Below are 20,235 nucleotides of genomic sequence, written 5' to 3' on the forward strand. Positions count from 1 at the left end.
CGCTTGCGCCGTTCTCTGCTTTACAGTGCCGTCCGCTCGCCGGTATCGACTACGGGAGTTGGGTCGGGTGACGCGGCGGGCTGACTCCGGATGAAGGCAGTGGCGATGAGTCCCAGGACGATGACGCCTGCGGCGATGTAACCGACCACGCTCACGCTGTGCGTCATCGCGTCGCGCGCGGCGCCGGCGACGAACTGCGTATGTGGCCCGGCGGCAAGGCCTTCGATTGCCGCGCCCGCGCTGTCGGTGACGGCGTGGGTGAGGCCATCGGCTTGCCGCGGCGGCGTGCCTGCAGTGGTGAGCGCGGTTTTCAGCGTGGCGCCCAGCGTGCTGAAGAACGTGGTGGTCAGCACCGCGATGCCGAGTGCCGATCCGAGTTGGCGGAAGGCGCTCTGGATGCCGGAAGCCTGTCCGGAGTTCTGCTCGGGGACATCGTTGAGAACAACATTGGTGACCTGCGCGGTCGCGAAGCCCACTCCGATCCCGTAGAAGAACAGCACCCCTGCCAGGTGCCACCAGGGAGCGTGTACGTCGGCGACGAAGGCCAGACCGCCAAGTCCGAATGCTTCGAGGAGCAGGCCCATCCGGACCAGATCCAGCGGGGACGCCTTGGCGGCGAGCGCGAAGCTGGCGCCGCTGGCGACGAAGCTGCCGATGGCGATGGGCACGAGGGCCAATCCCGCTTGCACTGCGCTGTAACCGAGGGTGAACTGCAGCCACAGCGGTAGCACCGCCACGATGCCGAACTCGCCGACGCCGATGATGAGAGTGGCGATATTGCCGTTGCGGAACGACCCGATCGAGAGCAGTCGAATGTCCATCAGCGCGCGATCGGGGTCGGGGCCGCGGGTCAGCAGAGTTTGCCGGACGGCGAAACCCACCAGTGCCGTAGCCGCCAGGACCAACGCCACCGCGACAGGTGACGGGCCGCCTGACCAGGTGTGCCCGAGCAGCGTCAATGGTTCTTCGACGGTCAGCCAGCCGTAGGTACGGCCCTCGATCAGACCGAAGGCCAGAAGTCCCAGCCCCACCACCGAGAGCAGCGCGCCGAGTACGTCGACGCGCCCGGGGATTTTTGGTGAGCGGTCCAGGAAGATCATCGAGGCGGCGAAGATGAGGATGGCCAGCGGAATGTTGATGCCGAAGGCCCAGCGCCAGGACACGTGTTCGGAAAGCCAGCCGCCCAGCAGGGGTCCAACCGCGGCAGCGGCACCGATGGTCGATCCCCAGACCGCGAATGCCTGGCCGCGGGCCTTTCCGGTGAACGACGCGTTCAGTAGCGACAGCGAAGTGGGCAGGATCATCGCCGCGCCCATGCCTTGCGCGAAGCGCGCCACGATCAGCAGGCCGCCGGTCGACGCCAGCCCCGCCAGCAGACTCGGCGCCCCGAAGATCACCACGCCTGTCAAGAAGACTCGGCGCGCACCGACGATGTCCGCAACCCGGCCGACCAGCAGGAGCAGGGCCGCCAACACAATCGCGTAGGACTCCTGAATCCATTGCGACTGAACAGAATTCACCTTCAAATCGTCGATTATCGACGGCACGATCACGTTCACGATGGTGGTGTCGACCACGATCAGCGCGACCCCGAGGGCGATGGCGATCAGGCCCAGCCACCGCCGGGTGTTCAACGAAAAGCTCACAGATAACCTAGTTTCCGGGTTGGTTTCGCGGCGAAAGATCTTTGTACGATCTACCCGCTTGGCAACGAGTTGACCTTCGAGCCCTCAGTCCTCGGCTCGAAGTAACTCGAAGAGTGGAATCGCCCGTGCCGTTTTCGCCTGGTACTCGGCGTATATCGGTTCCACTGCCGTGACTTTCGGAAACGTTGCATCTCGCTCCACGCGCGACAGTTCGCGCACCAGCACGTCGTAGGACTCGTTGCCGAGATCAACGCGCGCCCGTGGGTTGGCTCGAAGATTGTGCGCCCAGGCCGGATCGATATCAGCGCCGGCGAGGGAGCCGACCAAGATGATGACCCCGTCGATCGTCAAGTAGGACAACGGCACCAGTCGAGGCAGACCGGTCTTGGCGCCTCGAGTGGTGAGCAGCAACAGGTCTTGGCCTTCGAACGGGCCGCTCACCTTGCCGCCATTGGCGCGGAACTCGTCGATAACAGTCTGGTTGAACGCCCGCATGGTCGCGGCGTCGGGGATCTGGTCGGTCATGAAAACTCCTGGATAGACCTGCGGGCAGCCGTTGAATAAGGTACCAATATCAAGTATCTTCATATTGAAGCTAGATAGCTGATGGTGGGTTGTCAAGATCAGGCGGCGAACACCGCGTCCACGAAGAAGGTAGGTCTGCGATGCAGCAGGAGAATTCGGACGCCGCCGGGCAGCGCGCCCGCCTGATGGAAGAACTGCGAATCTACGGTTCCATCTTCAACCAGTTCAGTCGCCTGTTCGGCAGCTGGCTCGGTTTGCACTCAACCGATTCGGAAGCGTTGATGGAAATCGTGTACGCGGAGGAGCACAGCTCCCCACTCTCGCCGGCGCGTCTAGCGAGTCGCATCGGCCTGTCCTCAGGTGCCACAACATCGCTGCTCAACCGCCTTGAGGAAGCCGGACACATCATCCGAAGCCGGGAAAGCACGGATCGACGAGTTGTGACGCTGCGCAGCAGCCCTATTGTGCACGGTCGCGCCGAGGAGTTCTTCACGACGCTGGGACTGCAATTCGACACCGTGATGTCGCGCTATGCCCCCGAACTATTGAACAGTTTCGAAGCCCTGCTCATCGACTTGCGTGCCACGATGGGCAGTCACCTCGCCGAGCGCGAGGGCGAGCCTCGGCATCCGCGAGATTAGGCCCTACAGCCAGGTGTCTTCAGTGGTCGTCGTCAGGAAGGCATCCAGGTCTGCGCGCCACTGGGCGGGGGTGTTCTTGTCCGGCTCGATACCGGTGTACTCGCCGCGGTAGAACAACAGCGGCCGCGGTTTGATCGCATGCGGCTCCGACATGGACTGCACGCCACCGAACACCACGAAGTGGTCACCGCCGTCGTGGACGGAATGCACCGTGCAGTCGATGTGCGCCAGCCCGCCATCGATCACCGGTGAGCCCAGTTCCGAAGGACGCCAATCGATTCCGGCGAACTTGTCCTCGGCGCGCGAGCCGAACTGCGCCGAGACGTGTTGCTGGTTCTCGTGCAGCATGTTGACGCAGAACTTGCCGCTGGCCTCGATGGCCTTCCAGGCCCGGGACTGCTTGGTCGGGCAGAACAGCACCAGCGGCGGGTCGAGCGACAACGCCGCGAACGACTGACAGGCGAAGCCGATCGGCACATCCTCGTGCACCGTGGTGATGACGGTGATGCCAGTACAGAACTGCCCCAGCACATTTCGGAATACGCGCGGGTCGATCTGCGGAGTTTCGGTCACGGCAGGCTCCTCACCCGAATGAGGTTACTTGAACCCAACGCTGAAGTCGTGGCCCCAGAGGCTGATCCCGACGCTCTCCCGTGCGATCCAGCTCTCGTCCTCGACTTCGAGCCCCTCGCAACCGAATTCCATGTCGAACCCGCCCGGGGTCTTCATGTAGAAGGACAGCATCTTGTCGTTGATGTGCCTGCCCAAGGTGGCCGACATCTTGACCTTCTTGCGGTTGGCGCGGTCCAGGCACAGGCCGACGTCGTCGGCGTTCCCCACCTCGACCATCAGGTGGACAATGCCGGTCGGGTTGGGCATCGGCATGAACGCCAGCGCGTGGTGGCGCGGGTTGCAGCCGTAGAAGCGCAGCCACACCGGCTCGCCGTCGGCCGGACGGCCCGCGATCTGCGGAGGCAACCGCATCGAGTCACGCAGCCGGAAGCCCAGCACGTCCTGGTAAAAGGCTTGTGCCGCAGCGTCATCGTCACAGGTGAGCACGACATGGCCCAGTCCCTGCTCGGCGGTGACGAACTTGTGGCCGTAGGGGCTGACGAACCGGCGCCCCAGGTACTGGATGCCGTAGAACACCTCGAGGGTGTTGCCGGCTGGATCGTTGAACCGGATCAGGCCCTCGACCTTGCGGTCGGCCAGCTCATCCTTGGTGCCCTCGGTGAACTCGACACCTGCTTTGGACAACGTCTCGCGCACCTGAGCCAGGGCCGGCGCGTCAGCGACCTCCCAGCCCGAAACCAGCAGCCGGTCCTTCTCACCGGGCACGATCACCAGGCGGGCCGCGACATCGTCCATCCGAAGGTAGAGCGCGTCGGGGTTGGTGCCCTCGCCCTCCATCATGCCGAGCACCTTGAGCCCGAACTCACGCCAGGCCGCCATGTCGGTGGCCTCGATGCGCATGTAGCCGAGCGCCTTGATCGTCGTCATCGCATATCTCCTAATAGCCGACGCTTAACCGCGCAGGAAATCAATGGTGAGTTTGTTGAACTCGTCGAACTTCTCCAGCTGCGCCCAGTGCCCGCATTGACCGAACACATGCAGCTGCACTCGCGGAATCTGCTTGAGTGCCACCAGCGCACCGTCGATCGGGTTGACGCGGTCCTCGCGACCCCAGATCAACAGCACCGGCTGACGCAGCTTGTAGACATCTCGCCACATCATTCCGAGCTCGAAGTCCGCACCCGCGAACGACTTCCCCATCGCTCGCGCCGCGGCCAGGGACTCGGGCCGGCTGGCGATCTGGAAGCGTTCCTCGATCAATTCCGGAGTGACCAGGCTCTGGTCGAACACCATGATGCGGAGGAATTTCTCCATGTTCTCGCGCGTCGGCTCGCCGGTGAAACGGCCGAGCAGCTTGACACCCTCGGTGGGGTCCGGCGCGAACAGGTTGACGCTCAGGCCACCCGGGCCCATCAGCACCAACTTGCCCGCCCGCTTCGGGTTGTCCAGCGCGAACCGCACTGCGGTGCCGCCGCCGAGCGAATTGCCCACCAGCGCAGCACGTTCGATACCGAGATGGTCGAAAAGACCCAACAGGGCATTGGCGCTGTACCGGTTGTACTGCTCATGCTCGGTGTGCTTGTCGGAGTGGCCGTAGCCCGGCTGGTCGACGGCGAGCACATGGAAGTGCTCCGCCAGCACCGCGATGTTCTTCGAGAAGTTCGACCAGCTCGACGCACCCGGTCCGCCGCCGTGCAACAGCACGATCGTCTCAGCGGCCGGGTCGCCGGCTTCGTGGTAGTGCAGGCGCATACCTTCATGCGCATCACCCGTCGCTACGCTCGCCCCAGCGACATTTCCCGTCGCTACGCTCGCCCCAGCGACATTTCCCGTCGCTACGCTCGCCCCAGCGACATTTCCCGTCGCTACGCTCGCCCCAGAGACCTGCGCGTACCGCGAGGTCGACTCGAAAGTGACCTCTGGCATCAGACCATCGTGTCTGCCGGCGGCAGACCGAATTCGTTGTTGCCGAAGATCAGGTAGGCGCGCTCGGGCTCGTTGGCGGCGTGCACCCGACCTGCATGTGCGTCGCGCCAGAAGCGTTGCAGCGGAGTGCCATTCGCCAGCGCGGTGGCACCGGCAGCCTCGAACAGGCGGTCGATGGACGCGATGGCGCGGCCCGTGGCGCGCACCTGGTCACGACGGGCCCGGGCCCGGAGCTCGAACGGAATCTCCTTGCCCGCCAACAGCAGTGCATACTCGTCGGCGATGTTGCCGGACAGCTGACGCCACGCGGCGTCGATGTCGCTGGCAGCCTCGGCGATCCGGACCTTGGCGAACGGATCATCCTTGGACTTCTCGCCGGCGAACGCGGCACGCACCCGCTTGCCCTGGTGCTCGACGTGCGCCTCGTAGGCGCCGTAAGCCATACCGACGATCGGTGCCGAGATGGTGCTGGGATGCACAGTGCCCCAGGGCATCTTGTAAACCGGGGCGGTGTTGGTCTGGTAGCCACCGGCGGTGCCGTCGTTCATCGACTTGTAGGACAGGAAGCGGTGCCGGGGCACGAACACGTCCTTGACCACGACGGTGTTCGAACCGGTGCCGCGCAGGCCCACCACGTTCCAGACGTCGTCGATGGTGTACTCGGTTCGCGGGATCAGGAAGCTGCCGAAGTCGACCGGCCGGCCGTCCTTGATCACGGGTCCGCCGAGGAAGGCCCAGGTGGCATGCTCTGAACCGGACGACCAGTTCCAGGCGCCGTTGACGATGTAGCCGTCACCGGTCTCGGTCACCACGCCGGCGCCCATGGGGGCGTAGGACGAAGAGATCCGCACCGACGCGTCCTCGCCCCAGACGTCTTCCTGGGCCTGCTGATCGAACAGGGCCAGGTGCCAGTTGTGCACGCCGATGATCGAGGCGACCCATCCGGTCGAGCCGCAGGCGCTGGCCAGCCGGCGGACGGCTTCGTAGAAGTACGACGGGTCGCACTGAAGGCCACCCCACTGCTCGGGCTGCAGCAACTTGAAGAAGCCGATCTCATTGAGCGTGTCGATAGACTCCTGCGGGACCTGGCGAAGGTCCTCGGTCGCCTGGGCGCGCTCACGCAGCACCGGCAGCAGCTCGTCGATACCGGCCAGCACGGCCTGCACGTCGCGTTGTTCAATGGACGTCACGGATTGCCTCCCAGAAGTGGTCGTCTAGACAGAGATTAGAACACGTTACGATTTGTGTCGAGCAGGGTATTCCTGCAGCAGGTAGACCTGGCAAAGCGGGTTTTTGTAACCTGTTCTAGTTCCGGTTTCAGGCCGCAAAAATAGAAGGGTGTTAGTTGTGACTGACGAGCCGCTCCGGCTGAGCCGGGATCCAGCCCTGGGCAGCCACGTACTCGAACTGGTGGTGGCCGACGTCGTCGCTGAGACCGCCGACGCTCGAGTGTTGGTGTTCACGACCCCCGATGGCAGCGACATCCCGCCGGAGCGTCTGAAGTACTCCCCCGGCCAATTCCTCACCCTGCGCGTCCCCAGTACCCGCACCGGGTCGGTGGCCCGCTGCTACTCGCTGTGCAGCTCCCCGTTCGCCGATGAGGCACTGACCGTGGCGGTCAAGCGCACCGCGAACGGCTACGCATCGAACTGGTTGTGCGACAACGCGCACGCCGGGATGCGGATGCATGTGCTGGCACCGTCCGGGAACTTCGTGCCCAAGAACCTGGACGCCGACTTTCTCCTGCTGGCGGGCGGCAGCGGCATCACCCCGATGTTGTCGATCTGCAAGTCCGCCCTGTCGGAGGGCACCGGCAAGGTGACGCTGTTCTACGCCAACCGGGACGAGAACTCGGTGATCTTCGGCAAAGCGTTGCGCGAATTGACCTCGTTGTACCCAGACCGGCTGTCCGTCGTGCACTGGCTGGAGTCGGTGCAGGGTCTACCCAGCGTGACCACGTTGGCCACCGCGCTGGCCCCCTACGCCGCACGGGAGGCCTTCATCTGCGGCCCCGCGCCATTCATGGCCGCCACTGAGGAAGCGCTGGCCAAGTCCGGGGCGGCCAAGGAAAAAATCCACCTCGAAGTGTTCCAGTCACTGGACTCCGACCCGTTCGCGGCGGTCGTCCTGGCAGACGATGACAGCGACGAAGGTCCGGCAACGGCCGTCGTCACGCTCGACGGCGAAACGCACGAGTTGAGTTGGCCACGTCAGGCAGTGCTGCTCGACGTGTTGCTCAACAAAGGTTTGGAGGCTCCATTCTCCTGTCGCGAAGGGCACTGCGGCGCGTGCGCGGTGCTCATGAAAAGCGGCGATGTACAGATGGCCATCAACGACGTGCTGGAGCCGTCCGACCTGGAGGAAGGCCTGGTCCTTGCGTGCCAGGCGGTGCCGAAGACGGATTCCGTCGAAGTCACCTACGACGAGTAGCGAACGGATATTTTCTGACGATGACCCGGCTTACTGCAGCAAGCGTGGCGGCTCTGGCCGCGACTGCCCTGATCTCGCCCGCAACGGCTGGCGCCGCGAGCACTTCGGCCGACTCGTTCGTTCCGGTGGACGGGGTGACCAAGATCCAGATGCACGTCACCGCCAACTGCTCGGGGACGACCTGCACCTTCAACACGGCGGCCAATCTGCTGACTCCCGACGGTCCGCTGCCGTTGCCCGGTGACACCTGGGCCCGGCAGAACATCACCTTGCGCAGTTCTGATCGCCTGGTCTACCAGGATGTCGCGTACAGCGCGCCGTCCGGATACCCGGCCCAGCACCGTGGCTCCAACTACGACAACGTGCTGTCGCGCCAGCTCAAGTCCGAGAACAGCTCGCAGCTCTCGATCACCTACTTCGGCGGCGGATCGTTCGAACGGTTCCAGGTCGACGGCGTCTCCGAACCGCTCGACGCGGGTACCGGCCAACCGCGGACCCAGTCGAATTTCATTGCCTGCTCGGACATTCAGGTGGCGTACGCCGGGGTCAACCTCACTACGCCTACCGCTTGCGCGACAACGACGTTCTGATCGGTCAGCTCACAGACGCCAGCTCCCGAACCAGCTTGCGCCACCGGCGATGGCGGTAGCGGAAGATGCCGCGCGCGACCAGTGCCACGACTCCGCTCAGCCATCCGGCATCGATCTCGATGGTGTCGCGGTACCGGCAGCGACCCGGCCCGACGGGTTCGACATGCAGGGTGTGGTTCCACGAGTCGATCACCCCGCCGTGCTCGTGAGTGCGGATGGTGTGGGCGAAGGCGTCGACGGACAGCACCTCGATGGTGTGTCGGTAGGCCGGAATCAGATGAAATGCCAACAGCCAGCCGGTCCCCCGCTCCCCGGCCCGCAGCGGTTCGGTGCGCCCGGACAGGATGGGAACCGCGAACAGGCCACGGCACACATAGAGGAAGGTGGCAGGTTGTTGCATCGCGTGCCAGACCTGGTCGACGCAGGCCAGCAGTTCGGATTCGGTATGCACGGTCTTCACGGTGGCACTCCTTTTCAGTTAGGGTCACCTAATTCTCGATAGGGGCAGGCGGGTTGACTACTCGCCTTTCCGCTGGAGGTGACAATGGCCCCATCAGACCGGTTCCGTGCCCGCAAGCAGCCCAAACAGCAGCGTTCGACGCAGACCCGCACGCGGATACTGGCGGCGGCTGCTCATGTTTTCTCGGCGTACGGTTACCGGGCGGGCACCACGAATCGCATCGCTGCCGCGGCGGATATTTCGATCGGCTCGTTGTATCAGTACTTCCCGAACAAAGACGCGATCCTGGCCGCGCTCATCGACGCACACATCGACGCGGGCGCGGCGCTGCTGGCCGAACGCGCGGCCACCGGGTTGCCGGAGTCGTTGGAAGACCGGTTACGGCTGTTCACCCGCGCGACCATCGACAACCACCGCGACGATCCATCCCTGCACCGAGTGCTGTTCGAGGAGGCGCCGCGGTCACCGGCACTGCTGGCGCGCCTGCACGACGCCGAGGAATGGGCGGTGCGGGCAGCGCACGATCTGCTGTCGCAGCATCCCGAAGTTTGCGTGCCGGACCTCAAGTTCGCGGCCCGGATGACAGTCGCGACGATCGAATCGCTCACCCACCGGCTGATTGCCTGCGAGCGGCCGGCCGACACACGGCAGTTGGAGGATTCGATAGTGGCGATGCTCACCGGATATCTGCGGAACGCCTGACGGTCAGCCTTTGGCGGCAACCATGTCGAGTTCTGACTCCAGAGCCTCGGCCTGTCTGCCCCAGCGCCCCGACAGCCACGCACAGGTGATCAGCTGAATCTGGTGAAAGATCATCAGCGGCAACACAATCAGGCCCACCGGGTGTCCGGCGAACAACACGGTGGCCATGGGCAGTCCGGTGGCCAAGCTCTTCTTCGACCCGCAGAAGATGATGACGATTCGGTCGGCGCGGTCGAATTTCAGCAGCCTCGCGACACCGGACGTCGCTGCGAGCACCACCGCCAACAGCACCACGCTGACTGCCACGACGGCCAGCACGTTGGTGACCTTCATGCCGGTCCAAATGTGTTCGGACATACCGGCGCTGAATGCGGCGTAGACGACCAGATAGACCGAACCGCGGTCGACGACCTTGGTCAATGTGGTGTGCGACAGCACCCGGTGCAGCTTGGATCGCAGCAGCTGGCCGGCCACGAACGGCAACAACAACTGCACGACGATCTCCAGGATCGATTTCGCCGAAACCGTTGCGCCACCGGAGGTTTGCATCAGGAGTGTCACCAACAGCGGAGTGACGAAGATGCCCAGTAAGTTTGACGCCGATGCACTCACCACCGCGGCCGCGACATTGCCGCGAGCGATCGAGGTGAACGCGATCGACGACTGCACCGTGGACGGCAACAGGCACAGATACAGCATGCCGATGTAGAGCTCGCCGGTCAGCACCGAAGGAACCAGCACCTTCATCGCCAGACCGAGCAGCGGGAACAGCACGTAGGTGGCGGCCAGCACGGTGGTGTGCAGCCGCCAGTGTTTCAGGCCTTCGAGTGCCTCTCGCGGCTCCAGTCGGGTGCCGTACAGCAGGAACAGCACCGCGATCGCGACCTTGGTGGCCGACTCCACGACACCGGTCGCCTCGCCACGGGCCGGTATGAGCACGCCGATCGCCATCGCAGCGAACAGCCCGAGGAGGAAGCCGTCGATGCGGAGCTTGGCGAGGAGGTTCACCGGGCAAACGTACTGCGGAGGTCACTCATAGCGAAAGCCGATGTATCCGATATATCTGAACGTATATCGTGATGAATATGTTGGACCCCGAGCTGCTGCGGACCTTCCTCGCGGTCGAGCGGGCCGGCGGGTTCACCGCGGCCGGGCGACTGCTGGGGCTACGGCAGTCGACGGTCAGCGGACACATCACTCGCCTCGAACAGGCCGTCGGGCGCGAGCTGTTCCGCCGCGATACCCGCAACCTGGCGCTGACCGCCGACGGGGCAGCCATGGTCGGGTTCGCCCACAACATCCTGGACGCCCAGGCCCAGGCGGATCGCTACTTCTCAGAGAGCACGGTGACCGGTCTCATCCGACTCGGCGCGTCCGACGATCTGGTCGGTCGCATGCTCTCCGACGTGCTGGTGGAGTTCCGGCGCTCCTATCCCGGAGTGGACCTCGAACTCGTCGTGGGCCTCAGCGAGAATCTCAAAACCCGAATGGCCGCAGGCGAATTAGACCTCATGGTCGCCAAACGGTTACCTGGAGAGAAACACGGAGAACTATTGTGGCGAGACCGGTTGGTCTGGGCGGGACGACCCGGCCTGACCCATATCGCCGACCCGATCCCGATCGTCACGTATCCACCGCCCAGCCTGACCCGGCACGTCGCGTTACGCGAACTGGAGCGCGAACGGCGGACCTGGCGGATCGCCTGCGTCAGCGACAGCCTGCTCGGCCTGCAGGCCGCGGCACTGGCCGGTCTCGGCATCGTTGCGCACTCCGAAACCCTACTGCCCCAAGGCCTTGCGCCCATCGCCGGCAACCAGCTCCCAGACCTGGGTCACCTTGAGTTCGTACTGCTGCACCGGCACAGCACGCTGTCCGACGCCGAGTCCGCACTGCGCGACGCGATCATCGCCGGTGTGCACCGGATGTACGGCTGAACCGATCGGTCCGTCCGTGAGCGACCACCGCGTCAGGTCGACAACACATAGCGCACCTGCGGGCGGCCGGCCTTGCCGTACTCGGTCTCACGACGGACTACGCCGTCATCGGCCACCCGCTCCAGATAGCGCCACGCCGTCACCCGTGAGATGCCCAGGCGTTCAGCGGCTTCGGATGCGTTGAGCCCGGCCGGCACCTCGCGCAGCGCCCCGATCACCAGATCCAGCGTGTCGGTCGAGATGCCCTTGGGAGCGAACGGCCGTTGGTCGGCCGAACGCAGCGCGTTCATCGCCCGGTCGATCTCATGCTGACCCGCAGCGACCCCACCCGACTTCAGCGCATCGCGGTACTGCCGATAACGCTCGAGCTTGTCCCGGAACGCCGCGAAGGTGAACGGCTTGAGCAGATACATCGCTATGCCGTGCGCCACCGCCGAACGCACCACGGCCAGGTCCCGTTCCGAACTGATCGCGATGATTTCCGGGGCCGGACGGATCCCGCCCAGCGCCGAGGCCACGTCGATTCCACTGGCATCCGGAAGTCCGATATCCAGCAGTACCAATTCGATCGGGGTGCCATCGCCGGCGGCCGCAGCGGCGGCACGTATCGCGGCGTTCCCGGTGTTCACCACGGCGTGGACGACGAATCCCGGTATCCGTTCAACGTATTGACGATGAGCCTCGGCGATCAACGGTTCATCCTCGACGATCAACACCCGGATCATCGGTGCGGACCCGCTCCGGCGGTACCCCCGCGGGACGGCACCGTCACGGTGATCACCGATCCGTAGGTGTTCTCCGACGTGATCGTGCCGCCATGGGAGGCGATCACCTGCCACACCAACGCCAGTCCGAGCCCGCGCGAATCGCCCTTCGTCGAATAGCCGCGCGTGCGGGCCTGCTCGAATGCGTCGGTGGACATACCCGGACCGCTGTCGGCGACGACGATGGTCAACTCCTCCGGTTCACCACGCACGGTGATTTCCACCCATCCTGGCGGATCGGCGCCGGCGGCGTCGATCGCATTGTCCACGAGATTGCCCATCAGCGTGATCAATTCGCCTTGACCCAACGTGAGGCTCGCCGGATCGTCGAGTAGCGAGTCCTCGGTGACGGACAGCTCGACCCCGTGATCGCGGGCCTGGCTGATCTTGCCGAGCAGCAGGGCGGCCAGCGCGGGCTCTGCCACCGTCGACATCAACCTGTCGATGAGTTGTTGTGACACAGCCAGTTCCGCGGTGGCGAACCGCACCGCGTCCTCAGCACGGCCGAGTTCGACCATGGTGATCACCGTGTGCAGCCGATTGTCGGCCTCATGGGCCCTGGCCCGTAGCGATTCCGCGAACTGTGTCACCGAACTCAGTTCACCCGAAACCCGTTGCAGATCAGTGCGATCCCGCAGGGTCATCACGGTGCCGATGCTGCGCTGCTCCCACTGCACGGGTTGTTGATTGACGAGCAGCACCCGGTCCACGGTGACATGCGTTTCGTCGGTGAGGACGCCGTCGCCCGCACTCCCGAGCGAGCCGGGCAACTGTGCGCGGGTAAGAGCGCCCTGCGGAAGTGAAAGCAACCGCCGCGCTTCGTCATTGACCACTTCGACCCTGCCGCTGTTGTCGAATACCAGCAGCCCCTCGCCGACGGCGTGCAAGACCGCTTCGCGCTGCTCGTAGATCGACCTCAAATCCGGAAAGGACAATCCCAACGTGCGCCGACGCAGGCGCCGTTCCAGCAGCACCGAACCGATCAGCGCCAACAGCAACGCAACTCCGATCGCAGCGGCGATCGCAGGCAGGGTCGCGAGCACACTGCGCCAGGTGCGCTCGCGGGTCACGCCTGCCGAGACCAGACCGACGATGCGCCCGTCGGCGGCGTGCACCGGAGCCACCGCACGGATCGATGGGCCGAGGGTGCCCGCGTAGGTCTCGGTGAAGGTCTCACCGGCCAGCGCGCGGTCGATGTTGCCGGTGAACTGGCCGCCGATCCGGGTGACGTCGGTGTGGGTGAACCGGGTGCGGTCCGGCGCCATCACGACCACGAAATCGACACCGGTGGCCTGGCGGACGGCCTCGGTTTGCGGCTGCAGGACGGCTGCCGGGTTCGGCGAGGCGATCGCCTGGGCTGTCGAATTCATCTTCGCGACGGATTCGGTGACGGCGACGACCTTCTGCCGGGTGAGCTCGTCCGCGGCGCGGCGCGCGTCGAGGATCGCGAAGGCGCCGGCGCTCACGATCAGCAGCAGGAGGAGCGCCAGTTGCCAGCCGAAGAGTTCGCGCGCCACGCTCCGCGCCGCGCTCCGCTCCCTGAGCCGCACCTCGCGTCACCGCCTTCCGTGAACAAAATGAACTTATTGGTGACTCCCGTCACGTCACACCCGAGCATTGCAAACATTCCCGACGTGCGATGCCGGACACAAGGAGCCACACCATGAACTTCCGCAGACCGATCAAGGCCCCCCACCCGACCGAGGTGCGCCCGCACCCCACCGAGATCCCCATGCCCAAGCGGCGCGACCGCACGCACTGGCTCTACGTCGGCGTCATCGTCGCGGTGCTGGCCGGCATCGTGGTCGGCCTGATCGCACCCGAAGTCGGATCGGCTCTCGGAGTGCTCGGCACCATGTTCGTCAGCCTGATCAAGATGATGATCACCCCGGTGATCTTCTGCACGATCGTGCTGGGCATCGGCTCGGTCCGCAAGGCCGCGTCCGTCGGCAAGGTCGGCGGCCTGGCCCTGGGCTACTTCCTGGCGATGTCGACCGTGGCGCTGGGCATCGGTCTGCTGGTGGGCAATCTGATCAGACCCGGAACCGGACTGCACCTGGCAGCCGATCCAGCGGCGGGCGCGAAGCTGGCCGAAAAGGCACACGCCGCCGGCGGCACCATGGACTTCATCCAGCACATCGTGCCGACCTCGCTGTTCAGCTCGCTCACCGAAGGCAACGTGCTGCAGACGTTGTTCGTGGCACTGCTGGTCGGCTTCGGCGTGCAAGCCATGGGCCCCTCCGGTGAGGGCATTCTGCGTGGAGTCGCCTCGGTGCAAAAGCTGGTGTTCCGCATCCTGGCCGGCATCCTGTGGCTGGCGCCACTCGGTGCGTTCGGCGCCATCGCAAAGGTGGTGGGCGACACCGGCTTCGACGCCGTCATCCAGCTGGCCGTTCTGATGAGCGCCTTCTACCTGACCTGCGTGCTGTTCGTGTTCGGCGTGCTCGGCTCGATCCTGCGGTTGGTCGCCGGGGTGTCGATCTTCAAGTTGGTGCGCTATCTGGCCCGCGAGTACCTACTGATCTTCGCGACCTCGTCTTCGGAATCGGCGCTACCCCGGCTGATCGCCAAACTGGAGCATGCCGGCGTGCAGCCCACGACCGTGGGAATCGTTGTGCCGACCGGTTATTCGTTCAACCTCGACGGGACCGCGATCTACCTGACGATGGCCTCGCTGTTCATCGCTGACGCGATGGGCGACCCGCTGTCGATGACCGAACAGTTGTCCCTGCTGGTCTTCATGATCATCGCCTCCAAGGGCGCTGCGGGTGTCAGCGGTGCGGGCCTGGCCACCCTGGCCGGCGGCCTGCAGAGTCACCGCCCGGAGCTGCTCGACGGCATCGGATTGATCGTCGGCATCGACCGCTTCATGTCGGAGGCCCGCGCGGTCACCAATTTCTCGGGCAACGCCGTTGCGACCGTGCTGATCGCGGCCTGGACCAAGACCCTCGACAGCGCCGTCATGCACGCCACGCTCGACGGCCGTGCACAGTCAGCCTCCGAAAATGTTCCGGTCGACGACCGGAAGCGCGAGTCGGTCGCGGTCTGATTCCTGAAGCGTCAGCGCGGCAGGCCCAACAGCCGTTCGCCCGCGACGGTCAGCAGAATCTGCTCGGTGCCACCGGCGATCGACAGGCAGCGGGTGTTCAGGAAGTACTGGACGTCCGGTGAGAGCTCGATACCCGAACCGTCGTGGGCGTCCATGATGCTCTCGGCCAGGGTCTGCCGGTACCGCACACCGATCAGTTTGCGCACACTCGACGGCGCGCCCGGATCGTGTCCACCGACGGCCATCTGGGCGATCAACTGATCCAGCAACGAACCGACCTGGGCCGCAATGATCAGTGCGCCAAGGCCTTCCGATTCAGCGGCGTCGAGTTCACGGTCCCCGATCACGTCCAGCAGGTGCTCCATGCCCTTGTCCAACGCGCCACCGGCCGCCATCGCCACCCGCTCGTTGGCCAGCGTGGTGCGGGCCAACGGCCAGCCGCCGTCGATCTGGCCGATGACACAGTCGTCCGGCACGAACAGGTCGTCCAGGAACACCTCGTTGAACAGTGCCTCGCCGGTGATCTCCCGCAGCGGACGGATGTCGATGCCGGGCGAGCTCATGTCGACCACGAAGTAGGTGATGCCCTTGTGCTTGGGCGCATCCGGGTTGGTGCGAGCCAGGCAGATGCCCCAGTTCGCGCGGTGCGCATTGGAACTCCACACCTTTTGGCCGGTCAGCTGCCAACCCGATTTCCCGTTGCTCCCCGCGTCCGCACCGTCTACGCGAACTGCCTTGGTACGCAAAGCGGCAAGGTCGGACCCGGCGCCGGGCTCGCTGAACAGCTGGCACCAGAACACCTCGCCGGTCAGGGTGCCCGGGATGAAGCGCTCGATCTGCTCGGGAGTGCCGGCCTGCAGGATGGTCGGCGCGGCCCACCAGCCGATCGAAATGTCCGGGCGCACAACGCCGGCCTTGCTCAGCTCGTCGTCGATCACCAGCTGTTCGCCCGGAGAGGCGGCGCGGCCGAACGGCGCCGGCCAGTGGGGGGCCATGAGGCCCGCGGCGGCCAACGCCGCCTGATGCTGCTCGGTGGGCAGCGCGGCGATTTCCGCTACCGCAGCGGCGATCTCGGGTCGGGCAGCCTCACCGTCACCGGTGTCGACGTGCAGCTGACGGCGCACACCGTCTCGGGTGAGCGAAGCCACCCGACGCAGCCACTTGCCGCGACCACCGAGGATCTGCGAGATCGCATACGCCCGGCGCAGGTACAGGTGGGCGTCATGCTCCCAGGTGAAGCCGATCCCGCCGAGCACCTGAATGCAGTCGCGCGCATTGCGTTTCGCGGCGTCGATGCCCGCTGCCGCGGCAACGGCCGCGGCGATGGACAGCTGCTCTTCGTCGTCACCCGCGGCCGCCTCGGCCACGTCGGATGCGGCCACCGCGATCTGCTGCGAACGCAGCAACATCTCCGAGCACATGTGCTTGACGGCCTGGAAGCTACCGATCGGCTTGCCGAATTGCTCACGGACCTTGGCATATTCGGCCGCGGTCTCCAGTGTCCAGCGCGCCAGACCCGCGGCTTCTGCCGCGAGCACGGTCACCGCCAGGTTGACTACGCGCTGGTATGGCAGGTCAATTGCCTTGGCGGGAGCGGCATTCAGTTCCACGCGGGCGAGCGGACGGGAGAAGTCGGTGGCGGCCAACGGTGTCACCGTGACACCTGCGGCGCCGCCGTCCACCAGCAGCCACCTGTCGCCGGCCGGCAGTACCAGCAGGCCGTCGGGCAGGGCGCCCAGCACGAACTTGGCGGTACCGGTCGCGCTCTGTCCATCGAAGGCGATGTCGGAATCCAGCGCCAGCCCGGCGGTGCGCTCACCCGAGGCCAGCGCATCCAACGATTCGGCTTCTGCAATGACCAGAGTTGCCAGCGCGGTCGTAGCCACCGGGCCGGGCACCAGGGCAGCGGCGGCTTCGTCGACCATCACGCACAGATCGCCGATCGAGCCGCCGGCGCCGCCGAGGTCCTCGGAGACCGCGACGCCGAAGGTCCCTAGTTCTGCCAGGCTGCCGTACGGGCCCCGCCACGAATCCGGGTCAGTGCCCTCGGCGGCGCGCACCGAACTGATCGAACCAGACCCGACGGCCCAGCTCCGGACCATTTCACGGACGGCGGCCTGCTCCGAGTCGACGCTTGTGGAAGTGATGGACACCGTGCACTCCTTGGCTTAGGGCGAGAAGAACACGCTTCCCACTAGAACGTGTTCTAATAGGCAGAGCATTCAGCCGTCAAGTCGTTCGCTATCACAGCAGGACATGCGGGTGTCCCCGAGCGCCTGGAGGTGGGTAATTTCCGATCAATTTGCGTATCGTTTTCATCCAGTGCGCTACCGGAAGGAGCTGACCGCAGCGTGCCGACGCCAGCAGAACTCAAATCCGATTCCGACACCCGCCCCCGTGAGGTCATGAACGTGGCAGCCCTCGCCGAGTCCGAACTCGGCTCCGAAGCCCAGCGCGAGCGCCGCAAGCGCATCCTGGACGCTACCCTGGCCATCGCGTCAAAGGGTGGTTACGAGGCCGTTCAGATGCGCGCCGTCGCCGAGCGTGCCGACGTCGCCGTCGGCACCCTGTACCGGTACTTCCCGTCCAAGGTGCACCTGCTGGTGTCGGCCCTGGGCCGCGAATTCGAACGCATCGACGCCAAGACCGATCGTGCTGCGTTGACCGGCGGCACGCCCTATCAGCGGCTCCAGTTCATGGTCAGCAAGCTGAATCGCTCCATGCAGCGCAACCCGTTGCTGACCGAGGCCATGACGCGGGCTTTCGTGTTCGCCGACGCGTCGGCGGCGGGCGAGGTCGATCACGTCGGCAAGCTGATGGACTCGATGTTCGCCCGCGCGATGAGCGACGGCGAGCCGACCGAGGACCAGTACCACATCGCCCGTGTCATCTCCGACGTGTGGTTGTCGAATCTGCTGGCCTGGCTGACCCGGCGCGCGTCGGCCACCGACGTCAGCAAGCGACTGGACCTGGCGGTGCGTCTGCTGATCGGCGAGGACGAGCAGCCTAATATCTGACCGGTGCTCCCGGCAGACCTCATCACGGCGCTCGACGCCGTCTCATCCACGCCACGACTGTTGGTGACCTCGGATTTCGACGGCACCCTGGCACCGATCGTCAACAATCCGGCCGACGCCCGCGCGCTGCCCGCCGCGGCCTCAGCCCTGATCACGCTGGCGGATCTCGCCGACACCGAGGTGGCACTGATATCCGGCCGCGCCCTGAATGTGCTCAAGGAACTGGCCGCCGTGCCCGCGAACGTTCATCTGGTCGGCAGTCATGGCGCCGAGTTCGAATCCGGTTTTTCCCAGCCCGTCGACGAAGCACTGCTGACCAGAATCGGGCTTTCGCTCGGCGAGATTGCATCCCGCTACCCGGGTGTGGCAGTAGAGACCAAACCTGCCAGCGTCGCGCTGCACGTACGCAATGCGTCGTCCGGCGACGGGACGGCGGCCCTGGCCGCGGCACAACTGGCCGCCGCCGACTGGAACGCCGAAATCACCTCGGGCAAGGAAGTTTTGGAGTTCGCGGTGATCACCACGAACAAGGGCTCGGCGATCGATGAGTTGCGGTCACGGGCCGCGGCGACGGCCGTGGTGTTCTTCGGCGACGACGTCACCGACGAGAAAGCCTTCGCACGCTTGGCCGACGGTGATGTGGGCGTCAAAGTCGGCCCCGGCCAATCTGCCGCACAGTATCGCGTCGATTCCCCCGACGATGTCGCCGAAGCGTTGGCGCACTTGGCGCGCCGCCGTCCGGCCTGATCATGATTTCGGCGTGGATAGTGGACGCAAATCGTCCCCAGCACGCTGAAATAGCGCTACGGCGCGGCGGCGGTGCGGCCGCGGATCAGCTCGGTGTCGAGCACCTCGACCACCGGGATCCCCGATCGCGGTGGGTTGTGCAGCAGATGGCCGGCCCGCCGCCCCTTTTCCAGGCTGGGCTGCGACACCGTGGTCAAGCCACGGGCCAGCGCTTCAGGCACCCCGTCGAACCCGGTGACCGTCATCTGGCCCGGCACATAGATACCGCGGGATCTCAGGTGATCCATGGCCGACAGCGCCAACACATCGGCGGTACACATCACCGCGGTGATCCGCGGATTGGCTTGCAGCGCAACCTCGGTCGCCGAGTGACCGGAGGCCGGACCGTGCTCGTAGGTCTCCACCACGGTCAGCGAGTTCGGCTTCAGCCCGGCCGCCTCCATCGCGTCACGCACCCCCAGAATGCGGTCGCGCTGAGCATGGAAATGCGGCGAGGCCAACCGCTCCTCATCGGCGATCGCCGACTCACCAGCGTGCGGCCAGTCCCGGCCGAGCCGCATGGTGAGCAGCGCGATCTCGCGATGGCCAAGTCCCACAACATATTCGGCGATTTCGCGCATCGCGGCCCGGTCGTCGATGCCCACCCTGGAGGCGCCTGCAAGGTCCATCGGCTGGTCGACCACCACAGTCGGCAATCCGCGCTGCGAGACCACCGACAGATATGGGTCGTCATCGGATGCGGCATACACCACGAAGCCGTCCACCCCGGCCGACAACACCGCGGCGCTGCCGTCCTCGACCGTGCGGTTGGGGCCGGCCGCCACCAGCAACAGGCCCTGCCCCGCCTCCTCGCAGGACTCGGCAAGTCCGGCAACGAAATCCAACGCCGCCGGATCACGGAACGAATAGTTCAGCGGTTCGGTGATGATCAGCCCCACGGCCCCGGCCTTGCGAGTGCGCAGCGAACGCGCCACCGGGTCCGGCCCGGGATAGCCCATCTGCTTTGCCGCAGCCAGCACCCGCTCACGCAGGTCGGCAGACAACTGGTCGGGCCGGTTGTAGGCGTTAGAGATCGTGGTGCGCGAGACCTTCAGCTCGGCAGCCAGTGAGGCCAGTGTGGCCCGACGCCTTGGCGCAGGACTCCTCGGCATCCTGTGACGCTAGCGCATCCGATTCGCGTCGCAAGGTTTGGCGCGTTACATTTATTGCAAACGATTTTCATTAGTATTAA

Annotated in this window: 20 protein-coding genes; 8 read left to right on the forward strand and 12 right to left on the reverse strand. The window is 65.4% G+C overall.

What is annotated here, in order from left to right; translation table 11 throughout:
- Positions 1-20: 20 nt before the first annotated feature.
- Together ABIA30_RS11145 and ABIA30_RS11150 are read right to left on the reverse strand one after the other, a co-directional pair.
- Complete coding sequence (locus ABIA30_RS11145; RefSeq protein WP_370065048.1) at positions 21-1,646, reverse strand: DHA2 family efflux MFS transporter permease subunit; 1,626 nt, start codon at positions 1,644-1,646, stop codon at positions 21-23.
- A gap of 84 nt (positions 1,647-1,730) precedes the next feature.
- Positions 1,731-2,171, reverse strand: coding sequence for a nitroreductase/quinone reductase family protein (locus ABIA30_RS11150; RefSeq protein ID WP_370065050.1), 441 nt, complete (start codon positions 2,169-2,171; stop codon positions 1,731-1,733).
- A gap of 140 nt (positions 2,172-2,311) precedes the next feature.
- On the opposite strand from ABIA30_RS11150, the gene ABIA30_RS11155 reads away from it, so the two are divergent.
- On the forward strand, positions 2,312-2,812 hold the full coding sequence (locus ABIA30_RS11155) for a MarR family winged helix-turn-helix transcriptional regulator (RefSeq protein ID WP_370065052.1): 501 nt from the start codon (positions 2,312-2,314) through the stop codon (positions 2,810-2,812).
- A gap of 3 nt (positions 2,813-2,815) precedes the next feature.
- Here ABIA30_RS11155 and hsaB read toward each other — a convergent pair whose 3' ends face one another.
- The 4 genes from hsaB to hsaA are packed head-to-tail and all read right to left on the reverse strand — an operon-like array spanning position 2,816 to position 6,501.
- Entirely contained in the window at positions 2,816-3,385 is a 570-nt protein-coding gene (hsaB, locus tag ABIA30_RS11160; RefSeq protein WP_370065054.1) for a 3-hydroxy-9,10-secoandrosta-1,3,5(10)-triene-9,17-dione monooxygenase reductase subunit, read from the reverse strand.
- A 24-nt stretch (positions 3,386-3,409) separates the two neighbouring features.
- Entirely contained in the window at positions 3,410-4,312 is a 903-nt protein-coding gene (hsaC, locus tag ABIA30_RS11165) for an iron-dependent extradiol dioxygenase HsaC (RefSeq protein WP_370065056.1), read from the reverse strand.
- Positions 4,313-4,336: 24 nt separating this feature from the next.
- On the reverse strand, positions 4,337-5,311 hold the full coding sequence (hsaD, locus tag ABIA30_RS11170) for a 4,5:9,10-diseco-3-hydroxy-5,9,17-trioxoandrosta-1(10),2-diene-4-oate hydrolase (protein ID WP_370065059.1): 975 nt from the start codon (positions 5,309-5,311) through the stop codon (positions 4,337-4,339).
- Entirely contained in the window at positions 5,311-6,501 is a 1,191-nt protein-coding gene (gene hsaA / locus ABIA30_RS11175) for a 3-hydroxy-9,10-secoandrosta-1,3,5(10)-triene-9,17-dione monooxygenase oxygenase subunit (protein WP_370065061.1), read from the reverse strand. The genes hsaD and hsaA overlap by 1 nt, the downstream gene beginning before the upstream one ends.
- A gap of 157 nt (positions 6,502-6,658) precedes the next feature.
- Between hsaA and ABIA30_RS11180 the strand changes: the two genes are divergently transcribed.
- Positions 6,659-7,741: a 2Fe-2S iron-sulfur cluster-binding protein gene (locus tag ABIA30_RS11180; protein WP_370065063.1), complete on the forward strand. Its 1,083-nt coding sequence runs from the start codon at positions 6,659-6,661 to the stop codon at positions 7,739-7,741.
- A gap of 20 nt (positions 7,742-7,761) precedes the next feature.
- A complete protein-coding gene (locus ABIA30_RS11185; protein WP_370065065.1) occupies positions 7,762-8,331 on the forward strand; it encodes a hypothetical protein in 570 nt (189 codons plus the stop codon).
- A gap of 4 nt (positions 8,332-8,335) precedes the next feature.
- On the opposite strand, the gene ABIA30_RS11190 is transcribed toward ABIA30_RS11185, so the two are convergent.
- Entirely contained in the window at positions 8,336-8,791 is a 456-nt protein-coding gene (locus ABIA30_RS11190; protein ID WP_370065067.1) for a hypothetical protein, read from the reverse strand.
- A gap of 84 nt (positions 8,792-8,875) precedes the next feature.
- On the opposite strand from ABIA30_RS11190, the gene ABIA30_RS11195 reads away from it, so the two are divergent.
- Entirely contained in the window at positions 8,876-9,493 is a 618-nt protein-coding gene (locus tag ABIA30_RS11195) for a TetR/AcrR family transcriptional regulator (RefSeq protein ID WP_370065069.1), read from the forward strand.
- Between the two features lie 3 nt (positions 9,494-9,496).
- Here ABIA30_RS11195 and ABIA30_RS11200 read toward each other — a convergent pair whose 3' ends face one another.
- Positions 9,497-10,501 carry a bile acid:sodium symporter family protein gene (locus ABIA30_RS11200; protein ID WP_370065071.1) on the reverse strand — a complete coding sequence of 335 codons (1,005 nt, stop codon included), beginning with the start codon at positions 10,499-10,501 and terminating at the stop codon, positions 9,497-9,499.
- Positions 10,502-10,572: 71 nt separating this feature from the next.
- On the opposite strand from ABIA30_RS11200, the gene ABIA30_RS11205 reads away from it, so the two are divergent.
- Positions 10,573-11,427, forward strand: a complete 855-nt coding sequence (locus ABIA30_RS11205; protein WP_370065073.1) for a LysR family transcriptional regulator — start codon at positions 10,573-10,575, stop codon at positions 11,425-11,427.
- A 32-nt stretch (positions 11,428-11,459) separates the two neighbouring features.
- On the opposite strand, the gene ABIA30_RS11210 is transcribed toward ABIA30_RS11205, so the two are convergent.
- Entirely contained in the window at positions 11,460-12,152 is a 693-nt protein-coding gene (locus tag ABIA30_RS11210; protein WP_370065075.1) for a response regulator, read from the reverse strand.
- Positions 12,149-13,708 carry an ATP-binding protein gene (locus ABIA30_RS11215; protein ID WP_370065077.1) on the reverse strand — a complete coding sequence of 520 codons (1,560 nt, stop codon included), beginning with the start codon at positions 13,706-13,708 and terminating at the stop codon, positions 12,149-12,151. Before ABIA30_RS11215 ends, ABIA30_RS11210 begins: the two co-directional genes overlap by 4 nt.
- Before the next feature lie 215 nt (positions 13,709-13,923).
- Here ABIA30_RS11215 and ABIA30_RS11220 point away from each other — a divergent pair, with 215 nt between their 5' ends.
- Positions 13,924-15,240, forward strand: coding sequence for a cation:dicarboxylate symporter family transporter (locus ABIA30_RS11220; RefSeq protein WP_370065525.1), 1,317 nt, complete (start codon positions 13,924-13,926; stop codon positions 15,238-15,240).
- Between the two features lie 11 nt (positions 15,241-15,251).
- Here ABIA30_RS11220 and ABIA30_RS11225 read toward each other — a convergent pair whose 3' ends face one another.
- A complete protein-coding gene (locus ABIA30_RS11225; RefSeq protein WP_370065079.1) occupies positions 15,252-17,393 on the reverse strand; it encodes an acyl-CoA dehydrogenase family protein in 2,142 nt (713 codons plus the stop codon).
- A 258-nt stretch (positions 17,394-17,651) separates the two neighbouring features.
- Here ABIA30_RS11225 and kstR point away from each other — a divergent pair, with 258 nt between their 5' ends.
- Together kstR and otsB are read left to right on the forward strand one after the other, a co-directional pair.
- Positions 17,652-18,257, forward strand: coding sequence for a cholesterol catabolism transcriptional regulator KstR (gene kstR, locus ABIA30_RS11230; protein WP_370065528.1), 606 nt, complete (start codon positions 17,652-17,654; stop codon positions 18,255-18,257).
- A 3-nt stretch (positions 18,258-18,260) separates the two neighbouring features.
- Positions 18,261-19,004 (forward strand): trehalose-phosphatase, encoded by a 744-nt coding sequence (gene otsB / locus ABIA30_RS11235; protein ID WP_370065081.1) that lies wholly within the window; start codon positions 18,261-18,263, stop codon positions 19,002-19,004.
- A 56-nt stretch (positions 19,005-19,060) separates the two neighbouring features.
- On the opposite strand, the gene ABIA30_RS11240 is transcribed toward otsB, so the two are convergent.
- Complete coding sequence (locus ABIA30_RS11240) at positions 19,061-20,155, reverse strand: LacI family DNA-binding transcriptional regulator (RefSeq protein ID WP_370065083.1); 1,095 nt, start codon at positions 20,153-20,155, stop codon at positions 19,061-19,063.
- Positions 20,156-20,235: the final 80 nt, after the last annotated feature.

Source organism: Mycobacterium sp. MAA66 (assembly GCF_041261665.1).
GTDB lineage: Bacteria > Actinomycetota > Actinomycetes > Mycobacteriales > Mycobacteriaceae > Mycobacterium.